Origin of the sequence: Amycolatopsis sp. NPDC089917 (assembly GCF_040684635.1) — a bacterium.
Taxonomy (GTDB): domain Bacteria; phylum Actinomycetota; class Actinomycetes; order Mycobacteriales; family Pseudonocardiaceae; genus Amycolatopsis.
In genome coordinates this window covers 12119-34741 of sequence record NZ_JBFBGL010000077.1, presented here as the reverse complement: position 1 = coordinate 34741, position 22623 = coordinate 12119, and the positions used below count along the sequence as shown (strand labels likewise).

Genomic DNA, 22623 nt, shown 5'->3' with positions numbered 1-22623 from the left:
CCTCGACAGATCAGTACGCTACCAACGACTGACCAAACAGAAACTGTTCACGAAGTCCTGAAACACATCTGTTCACGAAGTCCTGAAACATGACATGTCGTTCCAACGACACTTACCACTCACGAGACCCGCCCTTCACGGACCTGACCAGGTTATCGAGAAGCAAGGCAAACGTGGCGTCGTGTCCGAACCCGCGGTCCTTGCCACTCACGAGCCGTCGCGCGGGATCGGATCCGCGTACTCCCCCGAGGGGCCGGAGTACTGGCTCCCGTCCGGATAAGGCCACGGATTCGGGCCGCAGCCGTGCAGGCCCAGCGTCTGCTGCTGCATCACCGGCGCGAGCGCGCCCGGCACGGGGCACTTCTCGTGACCGCGCCCGAGCCGATGCCCGACCTCGTGCGTGACCATGTACCGCCGATAAGCCGTCAGCGGAGCACCGTAGCCGGGAACGCCGTTCGCCCAGCGCGCGACGTTGAGCACGACGCTGTTCCCGTTGCGGCACGACGTGTAGCCGTCCGGCCTGCCGCACAGCGCGTCGCGCGTCTTCGGCGTCGCGAGGTAGAGCGTGAAATCGACCGGACCGTCCGGGCCGACGCGCTGCAATCGCCGGCGCCCGCCCCCGGTCCAGCCGCGCGGATCGGCCAAAGTGGACTCGACGGCCTCGGCGAAACCATCCGGATTCACTCCGGCGATATCCGTTTCGACGGCGACGCGGTACCGCAGCAGCCTTCCCGCCTGTCCGGCGACCGGACCCTCGCCGGCGGGAAAGACCCACTGCCCGGATCCCGCCCGCGGGAACGTGATCTCGACAGGCTGCGCCGGCACGGACTTCGGCGAAGACAGCGAAAGCGACGTCGGCGGGGCGATGACCGGAACGGGAGTCACCGCGGGAGGGGCGACAGGGTGAGCTTCGCAACCGGCCACCGCCAGGGCGCAGACGGCGATGGCCAGGACCTGGCGCACGGTCATCGGTCCTCCCGGGGATCATCGGTCACATCCAGGGGTACGGCCCGGGGCAGCGAGAAGTTGCGGGACCGGGCGCGCAACCTTTCGGCCCGTTCGCCCGTATCGTCTCGGTCATGGGTGAGGAGGTCGGCGGACGGCTGCGACGGCTGCGCGCCGAACGTGGCCTCACCCAGCGCGAACTCGCCGAGCCGCATTACACCGCCGCGTACGTCTCGTCCGTCGAAACGGGAGCGCGGACGCCGTCCGGTGACGCGTTGCGCCACTTCGCGACGCGGCTCGGCGTCGACACCGGCGAACTGCTCGGCGTGACCTCACCCCGTGACGACGTCCGGCTCGACCTGGACATCGCGGCCGCCGCGTCGGATCTCCTCGCGGGGTACGGCTCGGTCCCGAAAATGCGGCGGCTGGCCCGGCGGGCCGAGGGAATCGGCCGCACCCGCCAGGCCGGACTCGCCTGGCTCTGGCTCGCGCGGTTCACCGAAGGCGGCACCCGCCCGCGGCTGGTGGCAGCCGCCGAGACCGCTCTCATCGACGACATCCCGCCGTACCGCGAACTGGCCGCCGCGCTGCGCGCGAACCTCCTGCTCAGCCTGGACGAGCCGCATCACGCGATGCATCTGCTCCGGTCCGCGCTCGACGCGAGCCTCGCCGGTCATCCGCATCCTGTGCTCCTGCTGACTCTGCACGCGTATCTCGCCGAAGGACGGCTCCGTCTCGGCGAGACCGCTCAAGCCGCGCACCACGCGAGCGAGGCACTACGCCTGGCCCGCGGCGGCGAGGAGATCCTGGCCGAACTCGCCGAAAACCAGCGACGGCTGACCGAGGCCTACCTCGCCGAAGGACGGGTGACCGACGCCGTCGCCGCCGTGTCGGTGCTGCACGATCTGCTCCACGAACGCGCCTTACGGCCCGTCCTTGCCCGATGTCTCTTCGCGCGAGCGCTGGCCCGGCGCGCCGAGGACCTCGATGGCGCTCTCGCGGACCTTCGCGCGTCCCGGGCGGCCGCGCCCGACCACGCCGTCACCTTGGAGCTCGCCGACGTCTGCCGCGAACTCGGCCGCCTCGACGACGTCGCCACCTTGCTCGCCGAAGCGGCCGAAGGCATCCCGACGGACTCGCCGCTTTCGGCATCCCTCAAGTTTCAACAGGGCTCACTGGCCCTGGCCCGCGGAGACCTCGAAGCAGCCGAAGCGGGCTTCACCCACGCCATCGACGTCGCCACCCTTCGCGACGCTCGCGGCGTCTTGGCCGCTTCAGTCGACAAAGCGGGAGAGTTACTACGCGACCAGGGGCGCCCCGAAGAAGCCGCGGATCTTCTGCGGCGCGGACTGCTCCTGCTCGGCGCCGAGGAGGACGTACCGAAGTGACCCCAGTGGACTTGGAAGACATCAACACCCGTTTGGTGGGCCGGTTCGGCGCCGACGCCGAAGGGTGGCTCGCCGGGGTCCCGGCTCTCGCCGCGCGGCTGGCGTCCCGGTGGGATTTCGAGCTCGGCGAGCTGTTCGACAGCGGGGCGTCGTCCGTCGTCCTGCGCTGCCGATGGTCCGACGGGACACCCGCGGTGCTCAAGCTCAGCCCGGACGGGGCACTGCTGACCAAGCAGATCGAGATGCTGCGGGTGTTCGCGCCGACGGGCCGGGTGCCCGCCGTGCTGGCCGCCGAAGCGGACGCCGGCGCGATGGTGCTGGAGGAGATCCTCCCGGGCACCTTGGCCGAGGAACTGCCGTCGGCCTCCCTGCCGGGACTTTGGGGAGAGCTGCTCACCGCGCTGCACGCCATGGCGCCGCCCGCGGACTGGCCGTGGACGCTGCGCGGCCGGTTCGAGGAGTCGTTCGAGCGGATCGGCAAGAGACTGGCCGAACCGGCCATCAACGCCCGGATCAGCCAGGCCACCTGGCAGCGGGCGATCGACCGCTGCGAAAGCCTGTTGTCCACACAGGACAAGGTGGTGCTGCTCCACGGCGATCTCCACCTCGGCAACGCCCTGGACGGGGGCGCGTCGCGCGGCCTGATCGCGATCGACCCGAAAGCGTGTGTGGGCGATCCGTGCTTCGACGCCGTCGACTACGTGGTGAGCGGCGCCGGGCACGAAGGCGTCGAGGCCCGCTGCCGTCTGGTGGCGGACGCGTGCGGACTCGACGGTGACAGGTTGTACGCCTGGAGCCGGGTGGTCGCGCCCATGTTCGCCATCTCGAACCTCAGCTACGGCGGCCCCGAGCAGGCGCTCGACGAACTGCTCGCCCTGATCAGCTGAGGAACGCGCGCAGCACCGAAGCGACCTGCCGGATCTCGCCCGCCCGCACGTTCTCCTGGCGCGTGTGCGCCAGCGTCGGGTCGCCGGGTCCGAAGTTCACGGCCGGGATTCCGAGAGCCGCGAAGCGCGCGACGTCGGTCCAGCCCAGCTTCGCGACAGCCTTGCCTCCCGCCGCGGCGACCAGTTCGGCCGCGGCGGGGGCGCTCAGGCCGGGCAGAGCACCTGGCGACAAGTCGACAATCTTGACGTCGTAGCCTTCGAAGACCTCGCGAAGGTGCGCCTCGGCCTCGTCCGAAGACCGGTCGGGCGCGAACCGGTGGTTGATCGTGAGGACGGCCTCGTCCGGCACGACGTTGCCCGCGACACCGCCGCCGATCTTCGTGGCCTGCAAGCCTTCGCGGTAGGTCAGGCCGTCGATGTCGACCACGCGCGGCGTGTACTCGGCCAGCCTGCGCAGCGGTTCGGCGAGGCCGTGGATCGCGTTGACGCCCATCCAGCCGCGCGCGGTGTGCGCCCGGACGCCTTCGACGCGGATCTCGATCCGCATCGTGCCCTGACACCCGCCCTCGATCCCGCCGTTCGAAGGCTCGCCGAGGATCGCGAGGTCGCCCTGGAGCCACTCGGGCAGCTCGCGCTCGATGCGGCCGAGGCCGTTCTTCGTCGCTTCGATCTCTTCGCAGTCGTAGAACACGAAGGTGATGTCGTGCCTCGGCTCGCGGAGGGCTGCGGCGAGGTGCAGGAAGACGGCGTCGCCGCTCTTCATGTCGACGGTGCCGAGACCGTGCAGGATCTCGTCGTCACCGGACCCCTCACGGCGTACGGGCATGTTCTCGTTCACCGGAACGGTGTCGAGATGCCCCGCCAGCACCACCCGCGACGGACGGCCGAGGTTCGTGCGGGCCAGGACCGCGTCGCCGTCGCGGATCACTTCGAGATGCGGCGCCTGTGTCTCCAGCGCGGTCTGCACGGTGTCCGCGATGACCTTCTCCTCCTCCGAAACGCTGAAGATGTCCACCAGCGCGGCGGTGAGGTCGACGGGGTCGGCGTGCAGATCGAGCGAAGGCATGCCCGAACCGTACCGGCGCGGCCCCGGGGCTACCGTGAAGGCGTGCGCACCAAAGCGATCCTGCTCGCCCTCCTCCTGGTACTCAGCGGCTGTGGATCGAACGAGGTCCCGGTCACGGTGAAACCCACGCGCAGCGAGGGGCCCGACGTGCTGCCGATCAAGCTCAAGGCGCTGGGCACGGACCAGTGCTACCTGGCACCGGGGACGGAATCGCCCAAGGGCTGCCAGAAGTACGTGACCGAACTCTCCAGCGCCGCGGGCAGCGTCCGCAAGCGCCGCCCGGACCTGGTGCCGAACGCCGAAGCGCTCGACCGCCCGATCTCCGTCTTCCGCACCGCGAATTGCCAGGACCAGGACGCTCCCGGTGGCGGATGCAGCCAGGCGCTCGTCGACATGGCGGCCGCGCTGACCAGCGTGAAGAGCCTCGTCGGCGGTTGACGCGGGTCACTGGGTTACCGTTCAGGACGTGAGCGAGCAGACCCCTGATCCCGAAACGACCGGCGCCACCGGCGTCGGACTGGCGACCGTCACGACCGACGGCACGGTGCTGGACACCTGGTTCCCGCTGCCCAAGCTGACCGACGGCGCCGACAGCAAGGCCGGCACGGTGCGGCTGACCGCCGAAGAGGTCTCCGAGGCCCTCGGCGAAGCGGCAGCCGCCCAGCTCGGCCCGGACACCGACCGCGGTGTCGAGGTCGTCGCGGTCCGCACGACCATCGCCCGCCTCGCCGACGCCCCCGGCGACACGCACGACGTCTACCTGCGCCTTCACCTGCTGTCGCACCGCCTGGTCCGGCCGCACGGCGCGAGCCTCGACGGCATCTTCGGCCTCCTGGCGAACGTCGTGTGGACCAACCACGGGCCGTGCCCCGTCGAGGGCTTCGAGGCGACCCGGCTGCGGCTGCGGGCGCGCGGCAACGTCACCGTCTACGGCGTGGACAAGTTCCCGCGGATGGTGGACTACGTCGTGCCCACCGGCGTCCGCATCGCCGACGCCGACCGCGCGCGCCTCGGCGCGCACTTGGCCAGCGGCACCACGGTCATGCACGAAGGCTTCATCAACTTCAACGCCGGCACGCTCGGCGCCTCGATGGTCGAAGGCCGGATCTCGGCGGGCGTCGTGGTCGGCGACGGCTCCGACGTCGGCGGCGGCGCGTCGATCATGGGCACGCTGTCCGGTGGCGGCAAGGAGACCATCTCGATCGGCGAGCGCTGCCTGATCGGCGCGAACGGCGGCATCGGCATCTCGCTCGGCGACGACTCGGTCGTCGAAGCGGGCCTCTACGTGACCGCCGGCACGAAGGTCACCTTCGAGGGCAAGGTCGTGAAGGCGCTGGAGCTGTCCGGCGTCTCGGGCGCGGTTTTCCGGCGGAACTCCGGGACCGGCGCCGTCGAGGTCGTCGCGCGCACCGGCGTCGGCATCGAGCTGAACGCGGCCCTGCACGCCAACTGACCTGCGAAAAGAGAGCAAGGGACCTTTGCTGTCGCCTGAGGCGGCCCGGGTGTCGCGAAAGCCACTTTCGCGACACCTGACGTCCCGAAAGTGGCTTTCGCGACGCTCTCGACTGCGTCACCCGAAGCCCTGACCTGCGGCAAGACAGCTAGGGACCTTTGCTGTCGTCCTGGACAATCCAAGGCGTGGAGGCCCTCGGCCGGCAGTCCTGAGCAGCGCGTACAGGCGAAAAGAGAGCAGGGGACCTTTGCTGTCACTCTCCCCCGGGGAGCGACAGCAAAGGTCCCCTGCTTCCCTCACGGGCTGGACGACCTTGCTCGTTCACCTAGAATTCATCTTGTGACAGCCGAGACCCTGCCGCGTAAGAACGTCCCTTCGACCACTCCGGCCGCGCTCGGGCTCGGCGACCGCCCCGCGAAAGCCGGGCCGGACGATCCGGCGGCCACCCATGTCCGGGTCAAACTCGACGTCGAGATCCGCGCGCTCCTCGCGCACGAACCGGGCACCAAATCCGGCGCCGACCCCGAGGATCTGCACCAGATGCGGGTCGCGCTGCGCCGTATGCGGAGCGTCCTCAAACTCTCGGGCCGCCTCGTCGGTCCCGACGCCGAGCCCGTCCGCGCCGAACTCGGCTGGCTCGGCCAGTCCCTCGGCGATGTCCGCGACTACGACGTCCTCATCGGACATCTCCGCGAGGTCGTCGCCGAGTTCGAGGTGCGCGATCAGCCCGCCGCGCGCCGTCTGGTCTCGAAGTTCGTCACCGAACGCGGTGTCGCGAAGCGGCGGCTCACCCGCGCGCTCACCAGTCCCCGCTACGCCTCGATGTTGCAGGACATCGGCCGTCTCGCCCGTCAGCCCGCCACCGAAGAAGCCGATGAAAGTCCCCAGACCTCCGCCGACCTCGTCGCCGGACTCGCGAAGCCGCATCGAAAGCTCGCGAAGGCCGTGAAGGCCCTTCCCTCCGATCCCCCGGACGACGACCTTCACGCGCTTCGCATCTACGGCAAGAAACTCCGCTACGCAGCCGAGATGGCCAAGCCCGCCGCGAAAAAGAAGCAGGCGGAGCGGATCCAGCGGCTGATCAAGGCGACGAAGAACTTCCAGACCGTTCTCGGGGACCACCAGGACGCCTGCGTCGCCGCCGATCGCATGCGAAGCGTCGTCGCCTCTGCCGACCCCGAAGTCGCCTTCATCGCAGGGCGGGTCGCGGAGAAGGAACTGCTGCGCCGCACCCAGGTCCGCGCCGTGTGGCGCGACGTCTGGGCGGAGGTCGACGCCGCCGCTCAGGCGGTCAGCCCGCGGATGTAGCCGTCCGGGCGGATCGACACCTGCCGCCCGTTCCCGGCTTCGTACGCGGCGAAGGCGTGCCCGCCGACGTCCTCGAAGTCCACATCGGACAGTGCGCTGCCCGCGGGCAGGATCCGCCGCGCGCCGTCGGGCGCCGGACCGTCACCGAACACCAGCACCGTCGGCCGCGGACCGCGCAACAGCTCGAACAGCCGCACGGACTTGCCGTTCGCGTCCTTCAGCGGCGCGTCCGGGGCACGATCACCGGGCCTGATCCGGCCGGTCGCCTCGGGCGCGAGCGGGCCGCCGCGATAGCCGATGTCGAGCTGACGTGTGTTCTCGCCGCGCTCGTGCGCGTCGTCCGCGCCCTCCTTGTACTTCTCGAGGATCTCCGTGCTGAGCTTCAGCACCCGCGCGGCGACCCCGCGACGCTCGGGTTCGTAGCTGTCGAGCAGCTCCGGCGAACCGTCGGCGAGCTTCCAGCCCAGGTTGTACGCGTCCTGGACGCCGGTGTTGAGCCCCTGCCCGCCGGTCGGCGGATGGACATGCGCCGCGTCGCCCGCGAGGAACACACGGCCGTCCCGGAACCGCTCGGCGAGCCGGATGTTGGGCCGCCACACCGTCGACCAGCTGAGATCGTGCAGCCGGATCCCGCCGCCGGACAGCTCGTCGAGCCGGGACTGCAGCGTGACCAGCGACGCCTCGACCTCCTCTTCGCCCAGCGGCGCGCCGAACTGGAAGTGCGGCACTCCCGGCAACGGCGTGAGCCCGATCCCCGACATGGGGTTTTCGGGCTTCGCGAACCAGTGCCCGTACGCGCGATCGAGCCCCTCTGCCTGGACGTCGCCCAGCAGCATGCGGATCGATTCGTCGGTGGTGCCCTCGAACGCGATCCCGAGCGCCTTGCGCACGAAGCTCTTACCGCCGTCGGCTCCGACGAGGTAGTCGACCCGGACCCGCTCGCCCGGCAGCTCGGCCGTCACGCCGTCGGCGTCCTGCTCGAACCCGAGCAACGGGGTGCCGCGCTCGACCTGGACGCCGAAGTCGGCGAGCCGGTCACGCAGGATCCCCTCGGTCCGCGACTGGCCCAGGAAGAAACCGTTCGGATAGGGCACGTCCGGTGTCGGCTCGGTCAGCTCGGCCATCATCCGCTCGCCGACGACCTCGCCGCCCAGGTGGATCTTCATCGGCACCGGCGACATCCCCGCGGCCAGCACCGCGTCCAGGACGCCGAGGTCCTCGAAGACCTCCAGCGTGCGCGGTTGGAGGCCGTCGCCGCGCGACCCCTCGAAGAACGTCTCGGCCTTCTCCACGATCCGCACGCCGACGCCACGGCGCGCCAGGTCGATGGCCAGCGTGAGGCCGGTCGGCCCGGCTCCCGCGATCAGGACCTCGGTCATCTCTCCTCCAGTGAATTACGATTCAGTGAATCTGAATTCACTATGATCGTTGCTAGCCTTCCGTGTCAAGGAGGTGCCGATGACGGCGACGAGCCGCAAGGAGAAGGCGGCGGAGACCGAGGCCGCGCTCAAGGACGCGGCGAAGCGCGTTTTCGCGGCCAAGGGGTACCTGAACACCAAGATCACCGACATCACGGCGGAGGCCGGACGCGCGGCGGGATCGTTCTACAACCACTTCGCGGGCAAGGAAGAGCTGCTCGAAGCGCTCCTCGCGGACCTCGCGGCGGCGAGCGACGTCAACGCGGCCCTGCCGGGGCACAAGGCCGACTTCACCGACCCGGACGCGGTGCGCTGGCACGTCCGCGAGTACTGGAACTTCCATCGCGACAACGCCGCGACGATGCTCGCGCTGCGCCAGGCCGCGATGGTCAGCGACGACTTCGCGCGCACGGTCGCGCGGTTCGGCGCCGATCAGGCGGCCGACATCCTCGACCACCTCGGGTACATCACCGAGGCGGGGATGGAGCTCCCGGCGTCGGAACGGCTCACGCTCGCGATGATGGCCGAGCTGGTCAACGGCTTCGCGCACACGTGGCTGGTCGACCCGTCGGCGTTCGCCGAGGAGGAGGCCGTCGAGGCGCTGACGCGGTTCATCTACCGGGGCTTCACCGGCCGCGACGCGGGCTGAAACTCTCCCCTGGATCAGGCGGTGAGGCGTTCCACCGCGGCGTCGATCCGTTCGTCCGTCGCCGTCAAGGCGATCCGGACGTGGTTCCCGCCCGTCGGCCCGTAGAACGTGCCCGGCGCGGCGAGGATGCCGCGTTCGGCGAGCCAGTCGACCGTGTCGAGCGCGGGCTCCCCGCGCGTCGACCAGAGATACAGCCCCGCCTCGGAGTGCGAGATCTCGAAACCGCTGTCCAGCAACGCCTTCCGCAGCACCAGCCGACGGCTCGCGTAGCGCTCCCGTTGCACGGCAAGGGCTTCGTCGTCCTTCAGCGCGGCGACCATGGCCTCCTGCACCGGCCGCGGCACGATCAGCCCGGAGTGCTTGCGGATCTCCAGCAGCCCGGCGACGAGCTTCGGGTCACCGGTGACGAAGCCGGCGCGGTAGCTGGCGAGATTCGCGGACTTCGACAGCGAGTGGACGGCCAGCAGGCCGTCGAGGGAGCCGCCGTGCACCGACGGGTGCAGGATCGACACGGGCTCGCTTTCCCAGCCCAGTGCCAGGTAGCACTCGTCGGAGACCACGACGACGTCGCGTTCCCGCGCCCATTCGACGACCTTGCGCAGGTGGTCGACACCGAGCACGCGCCCGGTCGGGTTGGACGGCGAGTTCAGCCACAGCATCGACGGCTTCTGCGGGCCGAGCGCGAAAGTGCTGTCCGCGCGCAGCAGCGAAGCACCCGCCAGCAGCACGCCGACCTCGTAGGTCGGGTACGCCACTTCGGGGATGACGACGAGGTCGCCGGGGCCGAACCCCAGTTGCCGCGGCAGCGACGCGACCAGTTCCTTCGAACCGATCGTCGGCAGCACGGCCGCTTCGGGAACGCCCTCGATGCCGTGCCGCCGCGAAAGGGCTTCGATCGCGGCGGCCCTCAGCTCGGGAATCCCGTGCGTGGTCGGGTACCCCGGGATCTCCGACACGGACGCGAGCGCCGTGCGGATGCTCTCGGGGACCGGGTCCACCGGCGTGCCGATCGACAGGTCGACGATGCCGCCGGGATGTGCCTGGGCTTTCGCCTTGGCTCCGGCGAGGGAGTCCCAGGGGAAATCAGGAAGAGCGACCCGGCTCATTCGCCCTGCGGGGGAAGAGCCTTGATGAAGGCGGGGTCGTGGCTGGTCTTGCCGACCTTGGAGGCCCCACCGGGCGAGCCGAGCTCGTCGAAGAAGTCGACGTTGGCCTTGGTGTAGGGGTTCCACTCGTCGGGGACGTCGTCCTCGTAGTAGATCGCCTCGACGGGGCAGACCGGCTCGCAGGCACCACAGTCGACGCATTCGTCCGGGTGGATGTACAGCATGCGGTCACCCTCGTAGATGCAATCCACGGGGCACTCGTCGATACACGCCTTGTCGAGCACATCGACGCAGGGCTCGGCGATCACGTAGGTCACTGCGTACTCCTGCTTATCTCTGCTTCACCAGTCTGCAACGGACATTACGCGCCCACGGGCGCGCCAGGCCCGCTTAGGCCACCCTTATCCGTACCCCGGACAGGGGCTTTCAGCGGTCCCTGCGGCGTGGCGGCGGAGTGGCCCTGCTGTCCCCAGTGATGACGAACTGCGGCGCGGCGGGCTTCGCCGCCTCCGTGTCCTTCTCCTCGACGGCCTTCTCCGAGCCCAACGCCCGGTTGAAGCCGTCAGAGATCTCGCGGACCAGGTCTTCGTTGTGCCTGTCGTCCTTGCGCGCGATGCTCATCGGGGTCCCTCCACTGCCTTCCTTGGCACAATCTAACCGTGAACAGTGCGGAAATGCTCGAGCTCACCTGCAGCCAGGCCTGGACGCCCCTGCTGGAGCGCCGGATAGGCGACTGGAGGCTCCGCTGGGCGGACGGGTTCACCGCCCGCGCCAACAGTGCGCTGGCGATCGGTGACCCGGCAAAACCGCTGCCAGACGCCCTGCGGGCGGTCTGTGACTTCGCCCACCATCATGCCATCCCGCCGGTCGTTCAGGTGATCCAGAACACGTCCGTGGAAGACGAGATAGCCGCCGCCGGCTGGGTCCAGTATGTGGAACACCGGCCCGCGCACGAGGTTTCCGTCCTGACCGGGCCACTCTCGCGCGGGACCTCGGCGGGAGCGGTGATTCTCGACGAACCGACGTCCGGATGGTGGGAGATGACGACCGGCCGGGCGGAGCCGGCGGAAGCGCCGAGGCATGTCCTCGGCACCGGGAAGGTCGGCTTCGGCGTCGTGGAGGTGGACGGCGTCACGGCCGGGGCGGTGCGCGGCGCGATCGTCGGCGAGTGGCTGCACATCGGCAGGCTGGAGGTCCGGCCGGAATTCCGGCGGCGAGGGCTGGCACGCGGGCTGATGAACGCGGCGGGCGGCTGGGCGGCCGTTCAGGGCGCGACCGGGGTCGTGCTCCAGGTCGCGGTGGCGAACTCCGGCGCGCTGAAGCTGTACGAGAACTTGGGCTGTACCGAGCACCACAGGTACCGCTACTGGGCCCCGGGTCCCGAGGCGTGCGAGGATCGGCCGTCGTGAAGGTCGTCATTTTGGTCGGCGGAGTGGGCGGGGCCCGCTTCCTGCTGGGGGTCAAGCAAGCACTGGGTCTGCCCGCGACCGGTTCCGCGCCGGATTCGCCGCACGACGTGACCGCGCTGGTGAACACCGGGGACGACGTGTGGATGCACGGTCTGCGCATCTGCCCGGACCTGGACACCTGCATGTACACGCTCGGCGGCGGTATCGACAAGGAACGCGGCTGGGGCCACTCCGGCGAAACCTGGACGGTCAAGGAGGAGCTCGCCGCGTACGGCGCCGAGCCGACGTGGTTCGGCTTGGGCGACAAGGACATCGCGACGCATCTGATCCGTTCGCGGATGCTGCGCGCGGGCTATCCGCTCTCCCAGGTCACCGAAGCGCTGTGCGACCGCTGGCAGCCGGGCGTGCGCCTGCTGCCGATGTCGGACGACCGCGTCGAAACGCACGTCGTGATCGACGACCCCGAAGATCCGGATCAGCGCAAGGCGATCCACTTCCAGGAGTGGTGGGTGCGCTACCGCTCCGAACCGAAGGCGCATTCGATCATCGCCGTCGGTGCCGAAGAGGCGAAGCCGGCGCCGGGCGTCCTCGACGCGATCGCGGGCGCCGACATAGTGCTGTTCGCGCCGTCGAACCCGGTGGTGTCGGTGGGCACGACCCTCGGTGTCCCGGGAATCCGCGACGCGCTGCGGAAGACGCGTGCCAAGGTCGTCGGCGTCTCGCCGATCATCGGCGGGAAGGCGTTGCGCGGCATGGCCGACGCCTGCCTGAGCGCGATCGGCGTGGAGACCTCGGCCGAGGCGGTCGGACGGCATTACGGTTCCCGCGAGGAATCCGCGGAGGGCGTGCTCGACGGCTGGCTGGTCGCCGAGGGCGAAACCGTGGACGTGCCGGGTGTCGCCGTCCGCGACGTCCCCCTGCTGATGTCCGATGTGGACGCGACCGCGGCGATGGTGCGCGCGGCTTTCGATCTGGCCGGAGTTTCCCTTGACTGACCACGCTTCCTCGAAGGTCGAGATCCTGCCGGTCGACGGCCTGCCGGAGTTCCGCCCCGGCGACGACCTGACCGGCGCGATCGTCACCGCGGCCCCGTGGCTGCGCTCGGGCGACGTCCTGGTCGTGACCAGCAAGATCGTCTCCAAGGCCGAGGGCATGCTCATCCGGGTCCCGGCCGACCCCGCGGAGCGCGACGCCGCCCGGCGCAAGCTCGTCGAGGAGGAGTCCGTCCGCGTGATCGCGCGGATCAACCGGACGGTGATCACCGAGAACAAACTCGGCATCGTGCAGGCCGCGTCCGGGGTCGACGCGTCGAACGTGGCCTCCGGAGAGGTCGCGCTGCTGCCGTCCGACCCCGACGCCTCCGCGCTCGCGCTGCGGAACGGGCTGCGGGAGCGGCTGGGCGTCGAGGTCGCGGTCGTGGTCACCGACACGATGGGCCGCGCGTGGCGGGTCGGGCAGACCGACGCCGCGATCGGCGCGTCCGGCCTGCGGGTGCTGCATTCGTACGCGGGCGAGATCGACAGCCAGGGCAACGAACTGGCGGTCACCGAGGTGGCGATCGCCGACGAACTCGCCGCCGCGGCTGATCTGGTCAAGGGCAAGCTCGGCGGGACACCGGTCGCCGTGATCCGCGGGCTCCAGCCGACCGACGACGGTTCGACGGCCCGCAAGCTGATCCGGCCGATCGAGGAGGACCTGTTCCGCCTCGGTACCAACGAATCCCTCGCGCAGGGACGCCGGGAAGCCGTGCTCGCGCGGCGTTCGATCCGGTCGTTCACCGACGAGCCGGTCGATCCCGAGGTGGTGCGCCGCGCGGTCGGGACGGCGCTGACCGCGCCCGCGCCGCACCACACGAAGCCGGTCCGGTTCGTGTGGCTGCGCGAGGAAGGCTTGCGCCACAAGCTTCTCGACGCGATGAAGGCGTCGTGGCAGGCCGATCTCGAAGGCGACGACTTCACCCCCGAGCAGGTCTCGAAACGTCTCAGCCGCGGCGACATCCTGTACGACGCGCCCGAGGTCGTGGTGCCGTTCCTCGTCGCCGAGGGCGCGCACACCTACCGCGACGACCGGCGAAACGCTTGTGAGCACACGATGTTCACCGTCGCCGGTGGCGCGGCGGTGCAGGGCCTGCTGGTCGCGCTCGCCGCCGAAGACCTCGGCTCGTGCTGGATCGGGTCGACGATCTTCGCCGCAGACATCGTGCGCGAGGTCCTCGGCCTCGACGCGCGCTGGGAGCCGCTCGGCGCGGTCGCGATCGGCCACCCCGCCGCCCTGCCGCCCGCGCGTGGCTCCGTCGAACCCGGTGAAGGACTTCTCGAACTGTGACCCTGCACGCTGACACTGTGTCCACTTTGTCCGGTTGGCGACCGGTGGGCGCCGCCCAGGAATCCTTGCGCCAGGCCTATCTCGGCTTCCTCGCCGCCCGGGACGACGCCTGCCGCCGCGAATGCGCGGCCGGGCACATCACCGCGTCGGCCGTCCTTCTCGACGCCGACGCGGAAAACGTGCTGCTGACCTTGCATCCGCGAGTCGGCCGCTGGCTGCAGCTCGGCGGGCACTGCGAACCGGGCGACGCGACACTCGCGGACGCCGCCCTTCGCGAGGCACGGGAGGAATCCGGCATCGAGGACCTCGCGATCGCCCCTGTCCCGGTGCATCTCGACGTCCACCCGATCACCTGCTCGCTCGGCGTGCCGACCCGGCATTTCGACGTGCGTTTCGTGGTGCGCGCACCACGAAACGCGCAACCGGTCCAAAGCGACGAATCGGACGATCTTCAGTGGTGGCCGGTGAATTCTCTGCCGAAAGGCTCGGAAGATCTCGCCGAACTGGTGGAAGCCGCACTCCCCGCGGCGTCGGCCCGTTAGGGTGTCGGCTGACGTTAAGGGGGAATGATGCTGACAACGCTGACGCCATACCTGGACCGGGTTCGGGTCCACAGCAGCGGGGACGGGGACGGCGCCGGCTGGTTCCTGCTGATCCTGGCGATCATCATTATCATCATCGTGATCGTGGTGATCATCGTGAAGGTCAACCAGGCGAAGAAGCCGCCGATGACCTTCCCGCAGAATCCGAACTTCGGCGGTGGCGGCCCGGCCCCGGGTTTCCCGCCGCCTCCCCCGCCCACCGGTGGCCCCGCCCCGCAGGGCAACTGGCAGCAGCAGCCGGGCTTCCCGCCGCCTCCTCCGCAGGCCGGTTTCGGTCAGGCGCCAGGCTTCCCGCCGCCCCCGGCTCCGGTCCCGGCCGGATTCGCGCCGCCGCCCGGCGCCCCGGCACCCAACCCGTTCGCGTCCCAGCCGCCGATGCCCGCGCCCGGTTTCCCGCCGCCGCCTCCGCAGGCCGGGCCGCCGATCGACGCCAACGCCGACCGCACGCAGGTCGTCTCCCCGCAGCAGCAGGCGGACGCCGGCGCCGAGCGCACCCAGGTCGTCTCGCCCGCGGGTGCCGACCGGACGCAGGTCGTGCCCGGCGGCGCGGGTGACGCCACCCAGGTCGTCTCCGGCGCCGACCGCACCCAGGTCATGCCGCCCCGCCAGTAGGAGCCGTCAGCATGGTCCGCGTCGACCCGAACTCGTCGATCCCGCCCTTCGAGCAGGTCCGCACCGCCTACGCGGCGCGGATCAACGACGGCACGCTGCCCGTCGGGGCGAAACTGCCGACCGTGCGGAAACTCGCCGAGGACCTCGGCATCGCGCCGAACACCGTCGCCAAGGCCTACCGGGAGCTCGAAGAAGCCGGTCTGATCGAGACTCGCGGCCGGGCGGGGACCTTCGTCAGCGCCGTCGGCGACGAAACCCGCGAACGAGCGCGGCAGGCGGCCGCCGACTACGCCGCGCTGACCAGGAAACTGGGGCTCGACCGCGACGAGGCCAAGGCGATCGTCGACGCGGCGCTGGGCTGATCTACCCTCCGCTGGGACGAACGAAGGGGTATGCCGCTATGGGAATCGGAATTCTTCAGCTGGTGGTCATCCTGGCCGTGCTCGCGGGCGTGGGATTCGGGATCTTCTTCCTGATCAAGACGCTCAACAAGCCGAAGCCGCCGCCCTATCCGCCCCAGTACCCGCCGCAGCAGCAGCCTTATCCGCCGCAGTACCCGCAGGGTCAGTACCCGCCGCAGCAGCAGTACCCGAGCCAGCAGCAGCCCTACCCGCCGCAAGGCTGGGGCAACTGACCGGCCTCACCTCTCAAGTACATGAAGCCGCCGCTGAGTCACATCGCGCGGTAGTCGCGGAGCTCGATCTTCGGCCCGAACCTCGGGCGGCGGAACCCGGCCTTCGACAGATACCGCACCGCGCGCTGCCGCTGCGGCGAATACGGCGCCAGCACCTCGGACATCCCGGCGTCGTCGAGTTTCGTGCCGACCAGCGCGTGCCCCACCATCGACGGGATGTTGTAGTCGCCGAAGCTCACCGCGTCCGGGTCTCCCCAGGCGCGCTGCGCGATCTCCGCCGCGGTCCACACCCCGATGCCGGGAACCTTCCGCAGCCAGGCTCGTCCTTCGACGCCCTTCAGCTCGACGGCCTTCTCCAGCCGCGTCGCGACGCGGGCCGCGGCGATCAGCGTCGTCCGCCGCTTCAGGTCCACGCCCGCCCGATGCCATTTCCAGTCCACAATGGAGCGAATGGCGACCGGCGTCGGCGGCACGCGCAGCCTCGCCGGACCGGGCCCCGGCGCCTGTTCCCCGAACCAGCGGCACAACTCGCTCCATGACCGCAGCGCCTCCGCGCTGGTCACCTTCTGCTCCAGCACGGCGAGCACCAGCGCGTCCCACACCCGGCCGGTCGAGCCGAGCCGCAGTCCCGGGTTCAGCCGCCGCGCCGATGCGATGACGTCGTGGTGCGCCACGAATTCGGAGTCGTCGTCGTGCGCGCCCAGCATCGCCGGGACGCCGTCGAGCAGGCAGTCCGCGCCGGGACCCCAGGCCTCCGCCTCGACCTCGCCGTCCGCGCGCCGCAGCAGCGCGAGCGTGCCCGGTCCGGCCGCGGTGCCGGCGGCCAGCCAGGTGACCCCGCCCTCGGTGCGGACGACGTTGGGCGAACGCGACCCACGGCTCAGCGGACCCAGCACCGTGTCCAGGTCGAGCTCGTAGCCGGGACGGAATCGCACACACGGAAACTACCCCGCCCTCGGCTAGGGTTACCCGGGCCACCCGGTGCCTCGCGCCGGCGGAACCAAGCTGATGACCCCAACCGTAAGCCGACGGAGGACACCGACGATGACATCGCGACCGGCGAAGGCCTCGATCGTCAGTGGGTACTTCAACCCGCTCCACCAGGGCCACCTCGACCTGTTCGAGGCCGCGCAGGCACGGTCCGGCTACCTGATCGTCATCGTCAACAACGATCACCAGCAGGTCCTCAAGAAGGGCCGGGTGATCCAGACCGAAGACGTCCGCGCCCGCATCGTCCGCGCGCTGCGCATCGTCGACGACGTCTACGTCGCCGTCGAGCAGGGGCCGGGCATCAACGAATCGTTCGACCAGATCCGCGCGGCGTACCCGGACACGGAACTCGAGTTCTGCAACGGCGGGGACCGGCGCAACGTCGACGAACTCCCGGCCGACGAGGTCGAGGCCGGGGCGCGGAACGACATCTCGATGATCTACGGCATCGGCGGCACGGACAAGGCCGACTCCAGCACCCGGATCCTCTCGGACATGGAATCCTGATTTCCCTGGGAGCCGGCCGTGTGCTCGGCAACTTTTGTCGGAAGACGTTTGCGGGTCTGCTGACGGCGGCCGCTCCTAGGGCCTACCCTGGACACCACACAGTCGGCCCTGAACCCAGAGGGCCCCAGGTCAGTCGGGAGGCCTAGGGGAATGGACCCCCGTGCTCGGGCGGACGCCTTGCTCGCACGCGCAAGCGCGCGTGGAGCCTTCGTCGTGACACCGGACAACGCGACGTCGCCCATGGACTCCGCGAACACGCAGCAGATCCCCCGATCGGTGGTCGCCGAGATCGACCGGTCGTCGGACCCGGACACGACCACCCAGCTACCGGCTTCACTGATCGCGGAGAACGACCACCCGCTGGCGGGACCCGAACCGACGACGCGGCTGGACCTGCCGCCGGTGCGGGGCGAAGGCTCGACACAGCCGCAGCCGTACCCTCGCCGTCCCGGCCACCAGCCGACCAGACCGCTGCCTCAGGCGGCGACACCGCTCACCCGGCGGCCGCCCGCCGCGCCGGTGCAGAGTCCCCTGATCGAGCAGCCGGAGCCGGAGACCGCCGAGAACGAGATCGGCGGCTTGGTCCCGACCGTGAAGCAGAACCCTTCGGGGCGTTCGAACCTCTCGCGCCGGCTGGACGGCATCTAGCCCCTCTCACGTACATGTCATGAAAGGGTCGTTCAGGACACTTTTCGTCCTGAACGACCCTTTCATGACATCGGGACCCACCTCAGGCGGCTCGGATCACCCGATCGATCTCCTTGATCGCCGCACCCCCGCCGTACGTGGCGTTGGACAGCATCGCGACGTCCAGCCCCGCTGACGGGTAGTGCCGCATGAGCGAGCAGACGCCGACGTTGCCGGCGTCCTTGTAGTAATTCCACACCGATCCGTCCTGCTCCAGGACGAATTCCAGGCCGAAGCCGTACCGGACACCGCTGCTGTGAAGCACCTGCGGCGTGAGGAACTTTCTCGTGCGCTCAGGGCTCAGCAGCCGTTCTTCGCGGATCGCGCGCAGAAGCCGCACGAGGTCCCCGACGGTGCAATAAGCGCCCCCATCGGGTGAACCGATCGGCGGGTAACTGAAGATGTTCTGCTTCCACCCGGTGATCCGCTCGCCGTCGAGGATCGGGTCCCAGCCTTCGGCGACCCTCGGCCGCGGATCACGCCGGTCGAAGAACCCCGAATCGGTCATCCCCGCGCGGTCGAGCACGGCCTCCCGGACGTGGTCGCGATACGGCGTGCCGGTGACCTCCTCGATGATCAGCCCGGCGAGGACGTACCCCGAATTGCAGTACCGGCAGCCCTCCCCCGGCGCGAAATTCGTTGCCCGGTAAGCGAAATTAGGCAGATGATCACGAGTGTCGACGACCGAGTACACCGGCTTGTCGACCCACAGCGCCTCGTAACTCTCGCCCGCTTCCTCGTCGGCGTCGTCGGCGATCCCGGACGTGTGCGTGAGCAACTGCCGCGTCGTCGCCCCGGGCGCGATCTTCGTGCCGCCGAGGTCGAGGAGCTCGCCGATCGGGCGATCGAGGTCGAGCCGTCCATCGTCCGCCAATTGCAGTGCGGCGATCGCGGTGAGGACCTTGGTGACCGACGCGGTGTCGTATCGGACGTCCGGCGCGTTCGGCACCGACCAGCGTCGGCTGGCCAGGCCGTATCCGCGTTCGAAGAGCGTCTCGTCGCCGCGCCGGATCAGCACGACCCCGGAGAAGCGATCTTCCCCGGCGCGCTCGGTCAGCCAGGTGTCCAGCTCGGCGAAGTCCATGCACCGACGGTAACGACGGCGAGGAGCCGAGTCGCGCGAATTCCGATGGCCGGAACGGCTACTTCCGGCGCGTCTCCAGCTTGAGCCGCAGCGCGAGCCCGGCCTTCACCGCGAGCATGACCGGCTTCCACAGGAGACCGCGGTGGCGGTCCGCGAGGTAGCGGTACGCGCTGTCGTGGTGCGCGCGCAGCATCTTCGCCGAAGCCTGCGACGTCGAGTGCCCGCCGATGTGCATGACGCTGGACGAAGGCGCGTACACGTTCAGCCAGCCCGCGCGGGCCAGCCGATCGCCGAGGTCGACGTCCTCGAAGTACATGAAGTAGCGCGTGTCGAAGCCGTCGACGGAGTCGAACGCCTCGCGGCGGATCAGCTGGCAGGACCCGGAAAGCCAGCCCGCCGTGCGCTCGACCGGGGTGCCGGTCTCCTGGCGGTACTGCCGCGTCCACGGGTTGCCCGGCCAGATCTTGCCGAACGCCGCGTGCCCGATCCCGCGGCCGAAGGACGGCAGCAGCCGGGCCGACGGGTAGACCGTGCCGTCGAGGTCGTGGATGAGCGGCCCGAACGCGCCACCGCGCGGCCAGCGCTCGGCGACCTCCAGCAGCGCGTCGAGCGAACCGGGCTCCCATTCGAGGTCCGGGTTCACCACGACGACCCAGCCGTAGCTGTCGTCGAGTTCCGCGACACCCCGGTTGGCGGCCGTGCCGTAACCGACGTTCTCGCCGATGCTGAGCAGCTTGACGTTGTCCCGGCGGGCGGCCTTCTCCGGCGCGCCGTCCGTGGAATCGTTGTCCGCGACGACGACCTGGACGTCCCGGTCCGTCGCCTTCTCGAGGGTGTCGAGGAACTTCTCGAGGGTTTCGCCGGGGAAGTACGTCACGGTCACGACGGCGATCCCGTCGCCGTAGCTGGGGTGCTCAGTCACGCGGCCATTGTCCACCCGTCACCGAACGCGACTCCGGGCGCCCACCCCGGGCAGCGGCGATAGCAAAGGTCCCTTGCTCCCCCGGTGGCCTCGCCGGGTGCCGGAAAGCGAAAAGCCCGCGAGACGACCGTCCGGACGCGTCGCGGGCTCCCATACTCGGCCCCACCGGGACCTCGCGCTCGAAGAGTACCGCCATTTCAGCGGCCGCGGGTCGAGGCCGGGCATGTCTCAAGGGACCCTTCAGGACGTTGGGCGTCTCAAAGGTGGCCTTCAGGACACGCCCCCGCGCGCAGGTCAGGCGTAGGTAGGTCAATGCTGGTGCGCTCTAACCGTCCTAGCCACTCACGAAGCCGGAGAGTCAGCCCGCTCGCCGCTGCGCATGCCGGTACCAAGCCTTCGCGTAGGCCTCCCGGTGCCGCTCCGCCGTCGTCGCCCACGAGAACTCCTTCGCCCGCAGCTGCGCGGCTTCGGCCAGCTCGGCCCGTCGCGCGGGAGCGTCGAGCAGTTCCGAAATGGCCGCCGCGACGTCGCCGGCCCCGACACCGCAGTAGGCGACCGCGTCCCCGCCGACCTCCGGCAGCGAAAGCCGCCGCGTCGTGAGCACGGCGGCGCCGCACGCCATCGCCTCCAGCACCGGCAGCCCGAAACCCTCGCCGAGGCTCGGATAGGCGACCAGTTCGGACCCGCCGAGGAAACCGGCGAGCGTGTCGAAGGGCAGGTAGCCCGCCCGGATCACCCGCAGCCGGTGCGGCACGGCGTCCAGCGCGCGTTCGACCTGCGAGTCCCAGCCCGGCTGGCCTGCCAGCACCAGCGCGGGCGGGTTCGGCCTATCGGTCACGGCGCGGGCGAAGCCGCGGATCAGCGCGGGCACGTTCTTGCGCGGTTCCAGCGCGCCGAGAAACGCGACGTACGGCGTCTTCCCGAGCCCGACGGCGTCGCGCGCGGCCTCGATCTCGGCCGACGTCGGCGGATGGAACCGGTCCGGTTCGACGCCGTGGTGGATGATCTCCAGCTCAGCCGTCCGCACCTGGCCGACGCGCTCCAGCTCGGCCGCCGTCGCGATACTCGGCACGACACAGAGCGTCGCGCGGCGAAGCGCCGTCGCGGTCCAGGCGCGGAAGAAGCGCGCTTTCACCGAAGAGTGCAGCACCGCGTCGGTGAAGAAGGTCGCGTCGTGCAGCGTCACGACCGAAGCGGCCGGGCTCGCCAGCGGCATCGTGTAGTGCGGTGAATGGACGACGTCGGCGGCGAGCCGTCGGACCAGCCGGGGCAGGGTCGCCTGCTCCCAGGTCAGCCTGGCCGTCCTCGTCGACGTCGAGGGCGAGGTGGGCACGATCCGCGCCCCGGGCGCCAGCCGGTCGTACAGCACGGCGTCCCGCGGCTGACAGACGACGGTGATCCGCGCGCCGTCCGCGTCCAGCGCCGCGACCAGCGAATCCGCGTAACGACCGACGCCACCCCTGTCCGCGGGGACGGCGGTCGCGTCGATCAGCACGCGAGGGTCATCGGTCACCCTAGGAGAGTACGACTGCGCGTCACCTTCGCGGTGTGGAACCGACAAACTGATCGCGCAGGTGGAGGCCCCAAACGGCCGAAGCGGCACGCTGCCAGGTGAACTCACTCGAACGGCTGAGACCGGTGTCACGCAGCGCCGCCGCCTGCTCCGGATGGCCTAATACGCCGAGCAGCGCGTCCGCAAGCGCTTGCGCCTCCCCCACCGGGACGGTGACGCCCGCTCCCCCGGCGACCTCGACCAGCGCGGGGACGTCCGAATGCACCACCGGCACCCCGGCCGCCATCGCCTCGATCAGCGGCAGCCCGAACCCCTCCGCCCGGCTCGGCATCGCCAGCACCGACGCGCCCCGCAGCACGGACGCCAGCTCCGCGTCGCTCACCTTCCCCAGCACCCGGACGTCGGCGCCGTGCTCGCGCGCCAGCGCCACCGGGTCGATCCCGCCCCAGCCCGGCTGCCCGGCCAGCACCAGCGGCACCCTGATCCGGCCGGCGGCCTCGATCAGCACGTCGACGCCCTTGCGCGGTTCGATCGTCCCGATCGCGAGCACGTACCGCTCCGGCAGCGCGACCTCGGCGAACTCGGTATGCGGCCGGACTCCATGCGGGATCACGCGCACCGGCACGGACACCGGCACCAGCGCGGCGAGCTCGTCCGCAATCGCTTGCGTGGGCACGGTCAGCGCGGTCGCCCGGGACGCGGCCCGCGTGATCACCGCCTTGTGCCACGCGACGCCGCGCGGGGTCAGCGTCCCGGGATGCGTCCACGGCACGGTGTCGTGCACCGCGACCGACAGCGTCCGCCCCTTCGGCACCCGGGCGGGCGCGAGCGGCGTCGGCGCGTGGACCGCGTCGCCACCCGGCCACCAAGGCAGCCCCAGCTGCCAGGCCGCGATCAGCGCCCGCGGCGGGATCGGCAGCACTCGCGGGCCTTTGACACCTTCGACGAACGCCGCCTCGACGTCGGCGTGCCGCGCGACCACACTCGACACCGTCCAGCCCGTGGGCGCGGTCTCGGCGAGCGCCCGCAGCAGCTCGCCGGTGTAGCGGCCGGTCCCGCCGGGGACCGGCGCCAGCAGCTGCTCGGCGAGCACGACCAGTTCGGGCATGGTCTCTATT

At 70.3% G+C, this 22623-nt stretch carries 26 protein-coding genes; 15 read left to right on the top strand and 11 right to left on the bottom strand.

What is annotated here, in order from left to right:
* Positions 1-207: 207 nt before the first annotated feature.
* Positions 208-969: a DUF3152 domain-containing protein gene (locus tag AB0N89_RS35940; protein ID WP_364214427.1), complete on the bottom strand. Its 762-nt coding sequence runs from the start codon at positions 967-969 to the stop codon at positions 208-210.
* Positions 970-1079: 110 nt separating this feature from the next.
* Between AB0N89_RS35940 and AB0N89_RS35935 the strand changes: the two genes are divergently transcribed.
* Complete coding sequence (locus tag AB0N89_RS35935) at positions 1080-2333, top strand: helix-turn-helix transcriptional regulator (protein WP_364214424.1); 1254 nt, start codon at positions 1080-1082, stop codon at positions 2331-2333.
* Positions 2330-3220, top strand: a complete 891-nt coding sequence (locus tag AB0N89_RS35930; RefSeq protein ID WP_364214421.1) for an aminoglycoside phosphotransferase family protein — start codon at positions 2330-2332, stop codon at positions 3218-3220. The genes AB0N89_RS35935 and AB0N89_RS35930 overlap by 4 nt, the downstream gene beginning before the upstream one ends.
* On the opposite strand, the gene dapE is transcribed toward AB0N89_RS35930, so the two are convergent.
* Entirely contained in the window at positions 3213-4286 is a 1074-nt protein-coding gene (gene dapE / locus AB0N89_RS35925) for a succinyl-diaminopimelate desuccinylase (protein WP_364214418.1), read from the bottom strand. The genes AB0N89_RS35930 and dapE overlap by 8 nt on opposite strands.
* Before the next feature lie 42 nt (positions 4287-4328).
* On the opposite strand from dapE, the gene AB0N89_RS35920 reads away from it, so the two are divergent.
* The 3 genes from AB0N89_RS35920 to AB0N89_RS35910 all read left to right on the top strand — a co-directional run bounded on the left by AB0N89_RS35920 (position 4329) and on the right by AB0N89_RS35910 (position 7047).
* On the top strand, positions 4329-4724 hold the full coding sequence (locus AB0N89_RS35920; protein WP_364214416.1) for a hypothetical protein: 396 nt from the start codon (positions 4329-4331) through the stop codon (positions 4722-4724).
* A gap of 28 nt (positions 4725-4752) precedes the next feature.
* Complete coding sequence (dapD, locus tag AB0N89_RS35915; protein WP_364214413.1) at positions 4753-5739, top strand: 2,3,4,5-tetrahydropyridine-2,6-dicarboxylate N-succinyltransferase; 987 nt, start codon at positions 4753-4755, stop codon at positions 5737-5739.
* 339 nt (positions 5740-6078) lie between these two features.
* The gene (locus AB0N89_RS35910; protein ID WP_364214410.1) at positions 6079-7047 is read left to right on the top strand and encodes a CHAD domain-containing protein; all 969 of its coding nucleotides are present in this window, start codon (positions 6079-6081) and stop codon (positions 7045-7047) included.
* Here AB0N89_RS35910 and AB0N89_RS35905 read toward each other — a convergent pair.
* Complete coding sequence (locus AB0N89_RS35905) at positions 7023-8426, bottom strand: FAD-dependent monooxygenase (RefSeq protein ID WP_364214407.1); 1404 nt, start codon at positions 8424-8426, stop codon at positions 7023-7025. The genes AB0N89_RS35910 and AB0N89_RS35905 overlap by 25 nt on opposite strands.
* A 79-nt stretch (positions 8427-8505) precedes the next feature.
* On the opposite strand from AB0N89_RS35905, the gene AB0N89_RS35900 reads away from it, so the two are divergent.
* Complete coding sequence (locus AB0N89_RS35900; RefSeq protein ID WP_364214404.1) at positions 8506-9114, top strand: TetR/AcrR family transcriptional regulator; 609 nt, start codon at positions 8506-8508, stop codon at positions 9112-9114.
* A gap of 14 nt (positions 9115-9128) precedes the next feature.
* Here the strand turns inward: AB0N89_RS35900 and dapC are convergent, their stop codons facing one another.
* The 3 genes from dapC to AB0N89_RS35885 all read right to left on the bottom strand — a co-directional run bounded on the left by dapC (position 9129) and on the right by AB0N89_RS35885 (position 10841).
* Positions 9129-10220, bottom strand: coding sequence for a succinyldiaminopimelate transaminase (dapC, locus tag AB0N89_RS35895; RefSeq protein WP_364214401.1), 1092 nt, complete (start codon positions 10218-10220; stop codon positions 9129-9131).
* Entirely contained in the window at positions 10217-10537 is a 321-nt protein-coding gene (gene fdxA / locus AB0N89_RS35890; protein WP_005155436.1) for a ferredoxin, read from the bottom strand. Before fdxA ends, dapC begins: the two co-directional genes overlap by 4 nt.
* A 109-nt stretch (positions 10538-10646) precedes the next feature.
* Positions 10647-10841 carry a hypothetical protein gene (locus tag AB0N89_RS35885; RefSeq protein ID WP_364214397.1) on the bottom strand — a complete coding sequence of 65 codons (195 nt, stop codon included), beginning with the start codon at positions 10839-10841 and terminating at the stop codon, positions 10647-10649.
* Between the two features lie 53 nt (positions 10842-10894).
* On the opposite strand from AB0N89_RS35885, the gene AB0N89_RS35880 reads away from it, so the two are divergent.
* From AB0N89_RS35880 to AB0N89_RS35850, 7 genes are read left to right on the top strand one after another with little or no spacing between them, the layout of a single operon-like run.
* The gene (locus AB0N89_RS35880; protein WP_364214442.1) at positions 10895-11629 is read left to right on the top strand and encodes a GNAT family N-acetyltransferase; all 735 of its coding nucleotides are present in this window, start codon (positions 10895-10897) and stop codon (positions 11627-11629) included.
* A complete protein-coding gene (cofD, locus tag AB0N89_RS35875; protein ID WP_364214394.1) occupies positions 11626-12624 on the top strand; it encodes a 2-phospho-L-lactate transferase in 999 nt (332 codons plus the stop codon). Before AB0N89_RS35880 ends, cofD begins: the two co-directional genes overlap by 4 nt.
* Complete coding sequence (locus tag AB0N89_RS35870) at positions 12617-13954, top strand: coenzyme F420-0:L-glutamate ligase (protein ID WP_364214391.1); 1338 nt, start codon at positions 12617-12619, stop codon at positions 13952-13954. Before cofD ends, AB0N89_RS35870 begins: the two co-directional genes overlap by 8 nt.
* Entirely contained in the window at positions 13951-14496 is a 546-nt protein-coding gene (locus AB0N89_RS35865) for an NUDIX hydrolase (protein ID WP_364214388.1), read from the top strand. Before AB0N89_RS35870 ends, AB0N89_RS35865 begins: the two co-directional genes overlap by 4 nt.
* Positions 14497-14523: 27 nt before the next feature.
* Positions 14524-15168 carry a hypothetical protein gene (locus AB0N89_RS35860; RefSeq protein ID WP_364214385.1) on the top strand — a complete coding sequence of 215 codons (645 nt, stop codon included), beginning with the start codon at positions 14524-14526 and terminating at the stop codon, positions 15166-15168.
* An 11-nt stretch (positions 15169-15179) separates the two neighbouring features.
* Positions 15180-15530 carry a GntR family transcriptional regulator gene (locus tag AB0N89_RS35855; RefSeq protein WP_364214382.1) on the top strand — a complete coding sequence of 117 codons (351 nt, stop codon included), beginning with the start codon at positions 15180-15182 and terminating at the stop codon, positions 15528-15530.
* A 38-nt stretch (positions 15531-15568) separates the two neighbouring features.
* Positions 15569-15802, top strand: coding sequence for a hypothetical protein (locus tag AB0N89_RS35850; protein ID WP_364214379.1), 234 nt, complete (start codon positions 15569-15571; stop codon positions 15800-15802).
* 38 nt (positions 15803-15840) lie between these two features.
* On the opposite strand, the gene AB0N89_RS35845 is transcribed toward AB0N89_RS35850, so the two are convergent.
* Entirely contained in the window at positions 15841-16737 is an 897-nt protein-coding gene (locus tag AB0N89_RS35845) for a DNA-3-methyladenine glycosylase 2 family protein (protein ID WP_364214376.1), read from the bottom strand.
* A 109-nt stretch (positions 16738-16846) separates the two neighbouring features.
* Here AB0N89_RS35845 and AB0N89_RS35840 point away from each other — a divergent pair, with 109 nt between their 5' ends.
* On the top strand, positions 16847-17299 hold the full coding sequence (locus tag AB0N89_RS35840; RefSeq protein ID WP_364214373.1) for an adenylyltransferase/cytidyltransferase family protein: 453 nt from the start codon (positions 16847-16849) through the stop codon (positions 17297-17299).
* Positions 17300-17512: 213 nt separating this feature from the next.
* Complete coding sequence (locus AB0N89_RS35835; protein ID WP_364214370.1) at positions 17513-17947, top strand: hypothetical protein; 435 nt, start codon at positions 17513-17515, stop codon at positions 17945-17947.
* Between the two features lie 82 nt (positions 17948-18029).
* Here AB0N89_RS35835 and AB0N89_RS35830 read toward each other — a convergent pair whose 3' ends face one another.
* From AB0N89_RS35830 to AB0N89_RS35815, 4 genes are all read right to left on the bottom strand, one after another.
* Entirely contained in the window at positions 18030-19070 is a 1041-nt protein-coding gene (locus AB0N89_RS35830) for a serine hydrolase domain-containing protein (RefSeq protein WP_364214367.1), read from the bottom strand.
* Positions 19071-19128: 58 nt separating this feature from the next.
* A complete protein-coding gene (locus AB0N89_RS35825; protein ID WP_364214364.1) occupies positions 19129-19992 on the bottom strand; it encodes a glycosyltransferase family 2 protein in 864 nt (287 codons plus the stop codon).
* 358 nt (positions 19993-20350) lie between these two features.
* A complete protein-coding gene (locus AB0N89_RS35820; protein WP_364214439.1) occupies positions 20351-21487 on the bottom strand; it encodes a glycosyltransferase family 1 protein in 1137 nt (378 codons plus the stop codon).
* 40 nt (positions 21488-21527) lie between these two features.
* Positions 21528-22613: a glycosyltransferase family 1 protein gene (locus tag AB0N89_RS35815; RefSeq protein ID WP_364214436.1), complete on the bottom strand. Its 1086-nt coding sequence runs from the start codon at positions 22611-22613 to the stop codon at positions 21528-21530.
* Between the last annotated feature and the right edge of the window lie 10 nt (positions 22614-22623).

Excerpts from the sequence above, each read along its gene's own strand:
- AB0N89_RS35900 (WP_364214404.1), top strand. The coding sequence starts at position 8,506 with ATGACGGCGACGAGCCGCAAGGAGAAGGCGGCGGAGACCGAGGCCGCG.
- AB0N89_RS35885 (WP_364214397.1), bottom strand. The coding sequence starts at position 10,841 with ATGAGCATCGCGCGCAAGGACGACAGGCACAACGAAGACCTGGTCCGC.
- AB0N89_RS35850 (WP_364214379.1), top strand. The coding sequence starts at position 15,569 with ATGGGAATCGGAATTCTTCAGCTGGTGGTCATCCTGGCCGTGCTCGCG.
- dapE (WP_364214418.1), bottom strand. The coding sequence starts at position 4,286 with ATGCCTTCGCTCGATCTGCACGCCGACCCCGTCGACCTCACCGCCGCG.
- AB0N89_RS35880 (WP_364214442.1), top strand. The coding sequence starts at position 10,895 with ATGCTCGAGCTCACCTGCAGCCAGGCCTGGACGCCCCTGCTGGAGCGC.
- AB0N89_RS35860 (WP_364214385.1), top strand. The coding sequence starts at position 14,524 with ATGCTGACAACGCTGACGCCATACCTGGACCGGGTTCGGGTCCACAGC.
- AB0N89_RS35940 (WP_364214427.1), bottom strand. The coding sequence starts at position 969 with ATGACCGTGCGCCAGGTCCTGGCCATCGCCGTCTGCGCCCTGGCGGTG.
- AB0N89_RS35905 (WP_364214407.1), bottom strand. The coding sequence starts at position 8,426 with ATGACCGAGGTCCTGATCGCGGGAGCCGGGCCGACCGGCCTCACGCTG.
- AB0N89_RS35830 (WP_364214367.1), bottom strand. The coding sequence starts at position 19,070 with ATGGACTTCGCCGAGCTGGACACCTGGCTGACCGAGCGCGCCGGGGAA.
- AB0N89_RS35840 (WP_364214373.1), top strand. The coding sequence starts at position 16,847 with ATGACATCGCGACCGGCGAAGGCCTCGATCGTCAGTGGGTACTTCAAC.
- AB0N89_RS35815 (WP_364214436.1), bottom strand. The coding sequence starts at position 22,613 with ATGCCCGAACTGGTCGTGCTCGCCGAGCAGCTGCTGGCGCCGGTCCCC.
- dapC (WP_364214401.1), bottom strand. The coding sequence starts at position 10,220 with ATGAGCCGGGTCGCTCTTCCTGATTTCCCCTGGGACTCCCTCGCCGGA.
- AB0N89_RS35935 (WP_364214424.1), top strand. The coding sequence starts at position 1,080 with ATGGGTGAGGAGGTCGGCGGACGGCTGCGACGGCTGCGCGCCGAACGT.
- AB0N89_RS35855 (WP_364214382.1), top strand. The coding sequence starts at position 15,180 with ATGGTCCGCGTCGACCCGAACTCGTCGATCCCGCCCTTCGAGCAGGTC.